Genomic DNA, 12,279 nt, shown 5'->3' with positions numbered 1-12,279 from the left:
ATTAATTCATTCACTAATCCATTCATTCTTTCATTTTAATTGTATCATTTCTAACAATTCAGCATCGCTGATTATTGGGATATTTAGTTTAGTAGCCTTCTCTAACTTAGATGGTCCCATGTTTTCGCCAGCTACCAAATAATTTAGCTTGGCAGATATGCCGCTTAAAATTTTCCCGCCATTGGCTTCTATCAAGTCTTTTAGTTGATCTCTACTGTATTCTTCAAAAACGCCCGAAATTACAAATGTTTTTCCAATTAGTGCGTCACTATCCAAGGTTATTACTTTCTCTTCAATTTCGAATTGTAATCCTGCAGCTTTTAATAATTCTATTTGCTTTAAATGCTCGGGCTTCCCAAAATATTCAACAATACTTTCGGCTATTCTTTGTCCAATCTCATCAATGGCAATTAGCTCTTCTAAACTCGCCTTGGCTAAATTATCTATGTTTTTAACCCCAACGGCAAGTTTTTTGGCAACGGTTTCTCCCACATATCTTATGCCTAAACCAAATAGCACTTTTTCAAAAGGCATTTCTTTTGATTTCTCTATACCGCCAAGCATGTTTTCTATCGAGCGTTCACCAAACCGATCTATGCTTTTCAGTTGGTCAGATTTTTGATAAATGGTGTACAGATCACTTATGTGGTTTAACAAACCTCTTTTGTAAAAAGTCTCAATCGTTTCGTCGCCTAAACCATCAATATTCATCGCTTTGCGGCCAATAAAATGCTGTATTTTGCCAATAATTTGTGGTGGGCAACCCTCATCATTAGGGCAATAATGTACCGCTTCACCTTCCTTTCTTATCAGCTCTGTTCCGCATTCTGGGCAATTGTGTAAATATTTAACCTTTTCGGTTCCTGGTTGGCGTTTATCTAAATTCACCCTAATAATTTTTGGAATTATCTCACCACCTTTCTCTACATAAACGGTATCGCCTTCATGCAAATCAAGTCGTTCAATCTCATTGGCATTATGTAATGTAGCTCTTTTAACTATTGTACCAGCTAACAGAACAGGTTTTAAATTGGCAACAGGCGTAACTGCACCAGTTCGACCAACCTGATAGGTAACTTTCTCTAGGATAGTTTCTACTTCAGCAGCTTTATATTTATAAGATATTGCCCAACGAGGTGATTTTGCAGTAAAACCCAATTCTTGCTGTTGAGCATAATTATTAACTTTAATAACAATGCCATCAATATCATAGCTTAGTTTAAATCGTTGTTCTTCCCAATGGTGAATAAAAGCTAAAACATCATCGATATTTTTAACCAATTTGTTATGCTCACACACGTGAAAACCCCAATCTTTTACTGCATTTAAGCTATCCCAATGGGTTTTAAATTCATTCTTATCTGGATAAAGAAAATAAATAAAGCCATCTAAAGGGCGCTTTGCTACTTCTTTACTGTCTTGCATTTTTATGGTTCCAGAAGCAAAATTTCTTGGATTTGCATACTGAATTTCACCAAGTTCCTCTCTTGAAGCATTTAATTTTAAAAACGCTGCTTTATGCATAAAAATCTCACCCCGAATTTCGAAATGCTCTGGTGCATTATTTGCTTTTAATTGATGTGGAATGGTATGTATCGTTTTAACGTTATTGGTAACATCATCGCCTTTTGTACCATCGCCGCGGGTTACAGCCCTTAAAAGTTTGCCATTTTCGTAGGTGAGGCTTATAGATAGACCATCAAATTTCAATTCGCAAACGTACTCGAAATTATCTCCTATAGCTTTTCTAATACGCTCATCAAAATCACGTAAATCTTGTTCGTTATAGGTGTTACCCAATGATAACATTGGATATTTATGTTGAACTGTAATAAAATTTTTGGTAATGTCGCCGCCAACGCGTTGTGTAGGTGAATTTGGATCTGCAAAATCGGGATTTGCCTGCTCAAATTCGGTCAAAAGCTTCAGTTTTTTATCGAATTCAAAATCGCCAATTGTAGGCATAGCCAAAACGTAGTAATTGTAATTGTGCTGATTTAACTCAGCAACCAAGGCATCCATTTCTTCTTTTACGGTAGATTGCGACATGTAGCAAATATAAAAAAAGGGTTGAATTGGTTAATGAAATGGTGAATAAAAAGGCTTATTTCTTGTGTATTTTATGCCAATTTATTTTCAATAGAATTAAAAATATCAATAAAATCTTTTTGTAAGATTTCTTTGAAGATAGAAAGCTGATAAGTTAACTCACTAACTTGATTTTCAGATAAAGTTTCTGGCCACAGCCGCATGCAAATTCTATTTAATGCATAACTAATGTTTTCTAACTTTTGATAACTGAGTAAATATTTGCTACTGATAAATTGATCGAGAAATTTAAAGAATGCTTCTGGATTTTTCAATTTGCAATGTTCTAAAAAATCACTTAGTGATGATTTATTTACCTCAATTAATTTGTCGTAAAAATGATTTACCTGAATTAAATTGTGTTCGACAAGTAAATGATCAAGCAGCAATTCCAAACCGATATGTGCTAAGAATGATGGTCTGATGGGTGTGTTTTCTACAACTGGTATAATTAAGTGTTTTAAGGTAGCTGTTTTTTCAAGAAAGAATTCAGACGAATGAAATATCAAATCGACTGCTAAATGTCTTTTCCAGCCATGTAATAAAGCCTCTTCATCATTATTTCCTAAAAATAGAAACTCATCTTTTTGAGGATACAAATTTGCTTCTTTCGATGCGTTTTTTACTAAATCGGGCAATACAACGCCCATTACAACATTGGCATTGTTGTTTACCCTATCAAAGTAAAAATGAGAAAGAAAGTTCATATCGTAAATATAGTTTTTATCGCCTCAGAATTTTCTTTATAGAAATATCTTAACCACAATATAACAATTCGGTGTGAAATCGAGTTTTCGGCATCTTAATTCTCCTTTCAGCTTTACACTCAAAAAACTATCTTTGCGCAATAATTTTATACCATGACAAATTTTGTTGAAGAGTTACGTTGGAGAGGCATGTTACACGACATTATGCCGAATACTGAAGAAAAATTAAATGAAGGTATGACTTCTGGTTATATTGGATTTGATCCTACTGCAGATTCGTTACATGTTGGTCATTTGACTCAAATCATGACGCTAATTCATTTTCAAAATGCTGGTCATAAGCCATTTGCCTTGGTTGGTGGTGCTACCGGTATGGTTGGTGATCCATCAGGAAAATCAGACGAGCGGAACCTTCAAACCGAAGAAATGATTGAGCACAATCTTAAAGGTATGAAAGCGCAATTGGCTAAATTTTTAAAATTTGAGGATGCTGGCAATGGTGCAGTGATGGTTAACAATGCAGACTGGTTTAGAGACATGAACTTGTTTACCTTTATTAGAGATGTTGGCAAGCACATTACCGTTAACTACATGATGGCCAAAGATAGCGTTAAACGCCGTTTGGAAGGTGATTCGGGCTTATCATTTACCGAATTTTGTTACCAATTAATTCAAGGTTATGATTTCTACTATTTATGGAAGAATAATAACTGTTTGGTGCAAATGGGAGGTTCAGATCAATGGGGAAACATTGTTACCGGAACAGAATTGATTAGAAGAAAGGACGCTGGAACAGCTTACGCCATTACCACTCAATTAATAAAAAAAGCCGATGGTACAAAGTTTGGTAAAACCGAAAGTGGCGCCGTTTGGTTAGATCCAGAGAAAACATCACCATATAAATTTTACCAGTTTTGGTTAAACGCATCTGATGGTGATGTAAAAAAATGGATTAGAATTTTTACATTAAAAACTAAAGAAGAAATTGAGGCTTTAGAAGCTGAACATAATGCAGCACCACATTTGCGGATTTTACAAAAAGCTTTGGCTGAAGATATAACAGTAAAAACCCATTCTTTGGAAGCGCTAGATACTGCCATTAAAACCTCAGAATTTCTATTTGGAAACGGTTCTTTAGAGTTTTTGAAAAGCTTATCTGCAAATCAGGTTTTAGAAATGTTCGAAGGTATTCCGCAATTTCATATTTCAAAAGTAGAATTGGCTAGTGGCATAGATGCTGCAACATTGTTAGCAGAAAAATCTGCTGTAGCTTCATCAAAAGGAGAAGCGAAAAAATTAGTTCAAGGTGGTGGGGTTTCTGTAAATAAAGAAAAAGTTTTAGAATTTGGACAGATATTTAATGCTGAGCATTTAATTAACGACAAATTTATTGTTGTACAAAAAGGCAAAAAAAATTACTTTTTATTAATTGCTGAATAAATTAAATAATAATTTTAGTTTCAGACAAAATGTGTATATTTGGGTATAATTGTCTGTTTTTATGAAGCGAAAACTTGAAAGTTCTAATATAGTCGAAGAGCCAATGGGTTTGTACTCAGCTACGGTTTCAACACCTATGGTGGCAATGATGGGTAATCAATACGCCCATCCAACTGATTTTGATCTTCTTAATCTTGCTAGAAAAGGCATTTCTAAAAAATCGCTCATTGCTTTGGCCAAACAAATTTCTTTAACTATTGAAGAAGTTGCAAATGTTTTGCACATTTCTGAAAGAACTTTACAGCGCTATACACCAACAACATTAGTTAAAACTGAACACGCTGATAGAGCTATAGAGTTGGCACGTTTATACGAACGCGGTACCGAAGTACTGGGAAGCATTAAAGCATTTAATGTTTGGCTTAAAGAACCAAATCTTGCCCTTAACGGTGAAATTCCCTTCAATTTGTTGGATACCAGAATTGGCTTTGAAATGGTTTTAAATATATTAGGCAGAATAGAGTACGGCGTATTTAGCTAATGGTTTTATATAGAATTAGCAGTTGCTTACACGCAAAAGATTTTAGCGGTACTGGTGCAAAATTATTTGGTGGCAGGTGGAATTCGGTTGGAACACCATTACACTATATGGCTAGCAATAGAGCGTTGGCTGCATTGGAAGTTTTGGTAAACAAAAATTCGATGATAAATTCTAAAAATTTTTGTTTAACCGTTTTTGAACTGCCAGAAAAATCTATTAAAACGCTGGAAATAGAAGATTTGCCTGAAGATTGGAAAAGTTATCCGGCACCAACTAGATTGGCTAAAATGGGTGATGCTTTTGTTAATGAGAATAAATATTTGCTATTAAAGGTCCCATCTGCCATAATTATTGATGAGTATAATTATATGATGAACGTTAATCATTCATTAGCGGATAAAATTAAAATTATTGAGGTTAAGCCATTTAACTTTGATAACAGGCTTTTATAAATCTATTGAACCAATAAATTACATCCTCTAATATCGGCGTTATCAAAACGGCCTAAAACCTCGAAGCTTTTATCACTAATTATTCTTCCTAAATCTTGAGTAGCAATAAACGAGCATGAATTAATATTGGCTAAGTCGATTACATTTATACCACCTGTCTTTCCATTTTCTATTAATGTTAAAGGGTCGTTAGTGTCCCTAATTAGAATTTTCATCCAATTCGGACATTTGAAAATTCCTTCACCTAACGAGTAAGCCTGAGATAATAATTCGGTCATTCCGTATTCGCTGTGTATTGCTGATACGCCAAAACCTTTTGTAAGTTGCTGGTGTAATTCATCTCTTACCATTTCTTTACGTTTACCTTTCATGCCACCAGTTTCCATTACAATAAGTTCAGGAAATTCTATTTTATATTGCTCAATAAAATCTAGCAATGCATAAGTAACGCCAATTAAAACAGTTTTCTGATTTTTTGATTTTAAATTTAAAATTGTCTCAAAAAGTTCATCGTGATTGTACAAAAAATAACCGCTTTGTGGATGGTTACTTTTTTCAATCAAATCATTAACCATATAAATTAAAGATGAGCCCGAACGTTGCTGATAGGATGGAAGAAGTGCTAAAAAACAATAATCCTTCACGTCGCCATAAAATTGGTTAAAAGCTTTTAAGTAACTCTGCTCATAAAGTTTCACATCAGTTACAATGTGACTGCTTTGAACCATTCCTGCGGTGCCGGAACTGCTGAATCTTATTTCTACTGGCTCGGTATTACTTAAAACAGACTGTGTTTTAAAAAAACCTATTGGTAAAAAGGGGATGTCATTGATGCTGTTTACATTGTCGGTATCAGTATGCAAATGATGAATATATTGTGAATAAACTTTACAATTTTTAGCTTGAAACCTAAATATTTCTAAAGCTAAGGCTTCAAATTCTACAGCATTTTGAATTGAAAAGATATTTTCAGGAGTAAGATTCACATGGCAAAAGTACAAAGCCTTATGCTAATTTTTCGTCAGTTTTTTTAATAAGCATTGCTTTGCGAAATTGATATCCGCAATAGCCACTTATACCTGCCACAAGTCCACCCAATATTCCGGTAACCAATAATAAAACCCACCATATTTTTACGCCTGTCATTATTGCAACGCGGCTTGCCAAAACATTATCATTTGGTAAACTTTTAAATAATGCATATCCAATCCACAATAAAAAAATAGCAAAGAACGATTGCCAGAAAGCAATTTTACCTGTTTTACCAATAATACCACAGGTGGCAAAAGCAATTACAATAATAATCCACCATGGGGCTATCATTTGAAGCAGAAAACAAACAATTAATATAACTAGGAAAACCATTTTATTTATTTAGAAATTTTTAAACGAGAGATAATTGTACCAGATTTGTCATCTGGAGTTTGCATAAAGAATAAATCATAAAGTTGGCCATTCGCCCAGGTATCAATCATATTATCATAAAATTTGCTTCCAGGATTACCCGATTGGCCACCTGGATAAACGCCATGGCCTTTTGGTTTTTTCCCTAATTCAATAACCATTCTCCATGATGGTCCGTTCGTTTCGCTGATTGCATTGATGGTACTTTTAGCTCCACCTATCAGCAAAATTTTTGAGCCAAAACCAGGGATTTTAGCAAGATGAGGAACATTGGTTTGTTTAACGTTTGCCCAATTCCAATCTTTATTTATAGGTCCAAATCTTCGTTCGAGGCTATCGCAACTATACTTGAAAGCTTCATTAACTAAAATCGAAAGTGTTTCCACCGCAGGTGTTTTAACGTTATCAAACCATTTCGCATTTGGTTGGTTTAAAATCATTTCTATAGTTCTATCTCTAGATGGATAGCGCATGGGTATGCCTTCAACTTCAAATTCATCGTTCCAAATATCAAAACTCAGTCTCTTAGTCCAAATTTCGAAAACACTAGCTGCAATCTCATTGGCATTATACCGTTTATTCCATTTTGTTAAGTAACTGTAAGCTTCTTTTTGTGTTGCATTTAACTGTTCGTTATTAACCAATGGCATTAACGCTGGAATTAAATTTTGAGCCATAATGCTGTAGTTGTCTGTTTGCATTAACCGAATGCTATCTGCAGTAGCTTTAGTCATTACGCCAAGTCTGTCGTTAATGCGTTTGCCGCGTTCGTAAGGTGCAAATTCCCAGTTAATGTAATATGGATATGTTTTATCTGTTGAAGATTGATTTGCAGAACTTACAAAGCCTCGCGGTGGATTTTTAACCGTTGGATTTTGAGCAGCCGGAATCCAGCCTTGCCAATCATAAGCTTTATCTGTTCCATCTAAAATAAATTTACCCTGGTCTTTCCATTTCAAAGGAAACTTGCCGTTTGGTGTTATTGCGATATCATTATCTATACTTGCAAAGACAAAATTTTGTGCAGGAGCGGTATAAAAGGTTAAGGCTTTTCTGTAGTCATCATAATTTTTACCACGGTTAAGGTAGTAAAAGGTCATCAATTCATTCGATTCATCATGCGCTATCCACCTTAATGCATTACCAACAGGAACATTATTTGCCCGAGCATATTTAGGTTTTTGAAAATAAACAACCGGACCATGATGGGTGTAATAAACAGTATCTATTTCATCTTTAGCGCCACGAATTTTTATGGTTTCTAAACGAGAGCTTGTAGGTTTCCAGGCATTATTGTACCAATATTCCTTATGGCTGTTATCTTTAAATTTTATCTGATAGAAATCTAAAACATCAGCTGCTACATTAGTAACACCCCAGGCAATTTTTCCATTAAAACCGATAACAACACCAGGAGCGCCTGGTAAAGATACGCCATAGGTATTTACGCCAGGTGCATGCAATTGTATTTGATACCAGATGGATGGTAGGGTTAAATCTAAATGCGGATCGTTTGCTAAAATCGGATAACCTGATGCAGTTTTTAAACCTGAAAGCGCCCAATTGTTACTTCCTATGCCTTCAATTTTTTCTTTTGTTTTAACATCACCGGTTTGCGCATTGGTAAATGATTCGGGTGTTTTTGGAGTAGGAAGCGGGTTAAAATCCCATTTGGTACCTACCGGGATAATAGGATCTTCACGGAAAGGATAGTCAGGAAATAAGTCTTTAGTAACATCTGGTCCGAATTTTTTCATAATGTTAGTCATGTAAAATTCATCAGAACCCATAGCCAAAACAGCCGACATTTGTTTAAGCAGTAAAGCGCATTTAATTGGCGACCAATCTTCCGGTTTAAAATCTAAAATTTTATATTCTATCGGGTAGTTGGCGTGCGATAGGGTTTTAATATAAGCGTTAATACCTTCTGTATAAGCTAAAATCATTTCCTTAGCTTTAGGGTCGGCCATCATTCCTTTTAAAGAATTTTCGGCGCCATAAACCATACCCATTCTCCGTTGGTATCTATCAACTTCAATGGCTTTATCTCCAACAACTTCGCTAATTCTCCCAGCTGCAAAACGCGTTTGAAAATCCATTTGCCAAAGGCGATGCATAGCAGTAACATAACCCTGTGCTAAATATAAATCGTGATCATTCTTAGCAAAAATGTGCGGTATCATTCTATCATCAAACACAATTTCTATCTCATCTATTGCGCCTTTAATTTTTGCCTTATGATTAAATAAGAAGTGGTTATTTTCGGCGTTTTGCCAAAACCCCATAAACGGATTTAAGAATTTGAGTAATGGAGGCGTGCTTCCGATTTTTGTATTTAGTAAAAATGCCAGTGCAATGGGAATGAGAATGCAGCAAAGCGCCTTGATTTTATTCATAATGGTTAGCAAAAATCAATATTTTGTAAATTAGTTAAAGAGCAATAACATTGCAAATTACGATAAACTAAATATGAATCAAAATCATAAAATTGATATTAATATTATTATGCTTACATAATTTGTTTAATTCAAAAAAAGGATCTAAGTTTAACTAACTAAATAAAGGGATAACCAAATTAAACATCTTATGAGCAAACTTTTTACACAGATTTTCTATGTGTTTTTACTTGTGTGCGCAACTGGGTTTGCAGTACAAGCTCAAAACATAACCGTTAGCGGAACCGTAAAAGACAGACAAACCAAAGAACCATTAGTTGGTGTAACGGTTGTTATTAAAGGTCAAACGGGTGGAACAGCAACCAGCGCCTCTGGCGCATTCTCTTTTACTACAGCGGCAAAAGCTCCATTTACGTTATCTGCAAGTTATGTTGGATATGGTACCATAGAACAACAAGTAACAGGTGCAACAACTGGCATAACCATAGAAATGGAAGCTGGAACCATTTTAGGTGGCGATGTTGTAGTTTCTGCCTCGAGAACTCCTGAGCGTATTTTAGAATCTCCAGTTTCAATTGAGCGAATGAGTGCTGCATCGATAAGAGAAATTGCTGCGCCATCATTTTACGACGCCATTAATAACATGAAAGGTGTAGAAAGCAGCATGCAGAGTTTAACTTTTAAATCGATAAATACTCGTGGTTTTAACTCAAATGGTAATACCAGATTTAACCAGTATATCGATGGAATGGATAACCAGGCGCCTGGTCTTAATTTTTCTGTAGGTAATATCGTTGGTATTACCGAGCTTGATGTTGATAATGTAGAACTTTTGCCTGGAGCTTCTTCGGCTTTGTATGGTGCAGGAGGTATTAATGGAACTTTATTAATGACTTCTAAAGATCCATTTAAATATAAGGGTGCAAGTTTTCAATATAAAACTGGTGTTAACCATGTAAATGATAATAACTCTAGTGTTCAGCCATACAATCAGTTGGATGTAAGGTTAGCCAAATCATGGAATAATAAATTCGGAGTAAAGGCAGCTTTCTCTTTTTTGCAAGCTAAAGATTGGTTTGGAAATAACTATTCGAACTTTGACCGTAACGCCAGAACTGCTAAAAGTGGCGACCGTAATAGCGATACAAATTATGACGGTATAAATGTTTATGGCGATGAGGTTAGTCAGAATATGCGTAACGTTGCTCAAAGTGTTGTGGCTGCTGGTACAGCAACTTTTATAAGAAACTTTGGTACTGCAACAGGAGGATTAGTTCCAAGCCAGGCTCAAATTAATTCTTTTTTAGCTACAAATGCTCAAACTCAACCATTTTTTGTTGGTTTAAATACACCAGGTTTAATTCCCAACCAAAATGTATCTAGAACAGGTTACAATGAAGAAAATTTAGTTGATTATGATACAAAATCGCTAAAGGTATCTGGTGCAGCATATTATAACATAACAAATACAGTTCAGGCTGTAGCCCAGGCAAACTGGGGAACAGGAACATCGGTTTACACTGGTTCCGATCGTTATTCATTGCGTAATTTTAATATCGGTCAATATAAATTAGAAGTTAAAGGTCAGGATTTCTTTGTAAAAGCTTACACTACGCAAGAACGTTCTGGAGATTCTTACATTTCTTCTATTTTAGGTAGTTACATTAATGAGGTTTCAAAACCATCAACAACTTGGTTTCCTCAATACATTGGTAATTATGTAGGTGCCCGTGCTGCAGGTCAAAGTGATGCATCGGCTCATGCAATAGCAAGAGGAGCTGCAAACCAAGGTCGTTTTGAGCCAGGAAGTGCTCAATTTGAAACTGCAAAGCAGAGAATTATGAACACTACAATAAGCTCAACAGATTTTACGAAAGGAATTTACGGTGCTAAGTTTGATGATAAATCAAATTTGTATCATTATGAAGGTATGTACAATTTCACCAATGCATTTAATAATGTGGTTGAGTTTCAGGTTGGTGCTTCTTACCGTTTGTATGATTTAAATTCAGCGGGTACTATTTTTAACGATTTAAATGAATCAATAGATATTAACGAATATGGTGCATTTGCGCAAATTGGTAAAAAATTGTTTAACGATAAAGTGAAATTTACTTTTGCAGGGCGTTATGATAAAAGCATGAATTTTGAAGGTCGTTTTACACCACGGATAACAGGAGTTTTCACAGTAGCTAAAAACAATAACATTCGGGTATCTTATCAAACAGGTTATCGTAATCCAACAACACAAAATCAATATATCGATTTATCAGTTGGTGGCGGTTCTCAGCGTTTAATAGGTGGTTTGCCAGAAATTATGTTCGGCAAATATAATTTAAATGGAAACAAAGCCTTTACTGATGTGAGTTACCGTGCTTTCGTAGGTTCGGCTGCTGTTGGTACACCAAACCCTGCTTTATTACAACAATATACTTTTGATGATAGAGGTGTCCGTCCAGAAAGTGTTCAATCTTACGAGTTGGGTTACAAAGGTTTAATTCTGCCAAATTTATTGATTGATGCTTACGGTTATTACAATATGTACAAAGATTTTATTACTGCTGTTGATGTTTACCAAAACGTTGGTACGCTTGCCGCTCCTAATTTTGTTAAATTTGGTGTTCCTGTAAATGCAGCTGGCGAAGTTACTTCTTATGGTGCAGCTTTAGGCTTAGATTATTTGGTTGGTAACTATAATTTCAGTGGAAACGTTTCATACAATCAAATTGGTGATCTTCCGGTAAACTACATTAACGATTTTAATACCCCTAAAGTTCGTTTCAATTTAGGCTTTGGAAATAAAGAAATTATTAAAAACTTTGGTTTTAATGTTTCTTACCGTTGGCAGGATAAATTTTACTGGAACTCATCATTCGCTTCAGGCGATGTTCCATCATACAGTTCTGTTGATGCACAGGTTAGTTTAAAAATTCCATCTGTTATGTCATCAATCAAATTAGGTGGTTCAAACATTTTAAATAAATATTACATCACCTCTTATGGTAACCCAGCTGCAGGTGCTATTTATTATTTAGGCTTTACTTTTAACCCTTAAAATATTTATTTTATCAAAGCCCTCACTATTTTCAAAATGGTGAGGGCTTTTTTGTGGAATAAATCTATTGCATGCTTCCATTGGTTAATTATCGGCACATATAATCTTATCTAACAATAAGGGCTTTTTTATGAATAATTGCATTGCCTTTTATAAAATATTTGTATTATAGTACTTTCTTAAGCACATCCCAGTT

9 protein-coding genes are annotated in these 12,279 nt (G+C 35.0%); 4 read left to right on the top strand and 5 right to left on the bottom strand.

The genetic code is table 11. The features are described 5' to 3' along the window. Nucleotides 1-30: 30 nt before the first annotated feature. Both ligA and ACFOWA_RS16205 read right to left on the bottom strand, forming a co-directional pair. Nucleotides 31-2,049 (bottom strand): NAD-dependent DNA ligase LigA, encoded by a 2,019-nt coding sequence (gene ligA / locus ACFOWA_RS16210; protein WP_378986955.1) that lies wholly within the window; start codon nucleotides 2,047-2,049, stop codon nucleotides 31-33. Nucleotides 2,050-2,120: 71 nt separating this feature from the next. Next, nucleotides 2,121-2,795: an ACP phosphodiesterase gene (locus ACFOWA_RS16205; protein WP_378986953.1), complete on the bottom strand. Its 675-nt coding sequence runs from the start codon at nucleotides 2,793-2,795 to the stop codon at nucleotides 2,121-2,123. Nucleotides 2,796-2,948: 153 nt separating this feature from the next. Between ACFOWA_RS16205 and tyrS the strand changes: the two genes are divergently transcribed. The 3 genes from tyrS (at nucleotide 2,949) to ACFOWA_RS16190 (ending at nucleotide 5,228) form a co-directional block, all read left to right on the top strand. Further along, complete coding sequence (tyrS, locus tag ACFOWA_RS16200; RefSeq protein WP_378986951.1) at nucleotides 2,949-4,235, top strand: tyrosine--tRNA ligase; 1,287 nt, start codon at nucleotides 2,949-2,951, stop codon at nucleotides 4,233-4,235. A 61-nt stretch (nucleotides 4,236-4,296) separates the two neighbouring features. Next, nucleotides 4,297-4,776 (top strand): type II RES/Xre toxin-antitoxin system antitoxin, encoded by a 480-nt coding sequence (gene parS, locus ACFOWA_RS16195; RefSeq protein ID WP_378986949.1) that lies wholly within the window; start codon nucleotides 4,297-4,299, stop codon nucleotides 4,774-4,776. Then, nucleotides 4,776-5,228, top strand: coding sequence for an RES family NAD+ phosphorylase (locus tag ACFOWA_RS16190; RefSeq protein ID WP_378986947.1), 453 nt, complete (start codon nucleotides 4,776-4,778; stop codon nucleotides 5,226-5,228). The genes parS and ACFOWA_RS16190 overlap by 1 nt, the downstream gene beginning before the upstream one ends. Before the next feature lie 2 nt (nucleotides 5,229-5,230). Here ACFOWA_RS16190 and ACFOWA_RS16185 read toward each other — a convergent pair whose 3' ends face one another. The 3 genes from ACFOWA_RS16185 to ACFOWA_RS16175 are packed head-to-tail and all read right to left on the bottom strand — an operon-like array spanning nucleotide 5,231 to nucleotide 9,028. Then, entirely contained in the window at nucleotides 5,231-6,214 is a 984-nt protein-coding gene (locus ACFOWA_RS16185; protein WP_378986945.1) for a LuxE/PaaK family acyltransferase, read from the bottom strand. A gap of 19 nt (nucleotides 6,215-6,233) precedes the next feature. After that, entirely contained in the window at nucleotides 6,234-6,593 is a 360-nt protein-coding gene (locus ACFOWA_RS16180) for a hypothetical protein (protein WP_123205557.1), read from the bottom strand. Nucleotides 6,594-6,598: 5 nt separating this feature from the next. Next, complete coding sequence (locus tag ACFOWA_RS16175) at nucleotides 6,599-9,028, bottom strand: penicillin acylase family protein (protein WP_378986943.1); 2,430 nt, start codon at nucleotides 9,026-9,028, stop codon at nucleotides 6,599-6,601. A gap of 190 nt (nucleotides 9,029-9,218) precedes the next feature. On the opposite strand from ACFOWA_RS16175, the gene ACFOWA_RS16170 reads away from it, so the two are divergent. After that, nucleotides 9,219-12,083 (top strand): TonB-dependent receptor, encoded by a 2,865-nt coding sequence (locus ACFOWA_RS16170; RefSeq protein ID WP_378986941.1) that lies wholly within the window; start codon nucleotides 9,219-9,221, stop codon nucleotides 12,081-12,083. Nucleotides 12,084-12,279 lie beyond the last annotated feature (196 nt).

The sequence above is a fragment of the Pedobacter lithocola genome (assembly GCF_042650845.1).
GTDB classification, from domain to species: domain Bacteria; phylum Bacteroidota; class Bacteroidia; order Sphingobacteriales; family Sphingobacteriaceae; genus Pedobacter; species Pedobacter lithocola.
The sequence above is the reverse complement of the archived record's forward strand: the minus strand, read 5'-3'. Positions and strand labels throughout refer to the sequence as shown.

What these genes read in the sequence shown, in the direction of transcription:
- ligA (WP_378986955.1), bottom strand. Translation starts at nt 2,049, where the DNA reads ATGTCGCAATCTACCGTAAAAGAAGAAATGGATGCCTTGGTTGCTGAG.
- ACFOWA_RS16180 (WP_123205557.1), bottom strand. Translation starts at nt 6,593, where the DNA reads ATGGTTTTCCTAGTTATATTAATTGTTTGTTTTCTGCTTCAAATGATA.
- ACFOWA_RS16190 (WP_378986947.1), top strand. Translation starts at nt 4,776, where the DNA reads ATGGTTTTATATAGAATTAGCAGTTGCTTACACGCAAAAGATTTTAGC.
- ACFOWA_RS16170 (WP_378986941.1), top strand. Translation starts at nt 9,219, where the DNA reads ATGAGCAAACTTTTTACACAGATTTTCTATGTGTTTTTACTTGTGTGC.
- ACFOWA_RS16205 (WP_378986953.1), bottom strand. Translation starts at nt 2,795, where the DNA reads ATGAACTTTCTTTCTCATTTTTACTTTGATAGGGTAAACAACAATGCC.
- tyrS (WP_378986951.1), top strand. Translation starts at nt 2,949, where the DNA reads ATGACAAATTTTGTTGAAGAGTTACGTTGGAGAGGCATGTTACACGAC.
- parS (WP_378986949.1), top strand. Translation starts at nt 4,297, where the DNA reads ATGAAGCGAAAACTTGAAAGTTCTAATATAGTCGAAGAGCCAATGGGT.
- ACFOWA_RS16175 (WP_378986943.1), bottom strand. Translation starts at nt 9,028, where the DNA reads ATGAATAAAATCAAGGCGCTTTGCTGCATTCTCATTCCCATTGCACTG.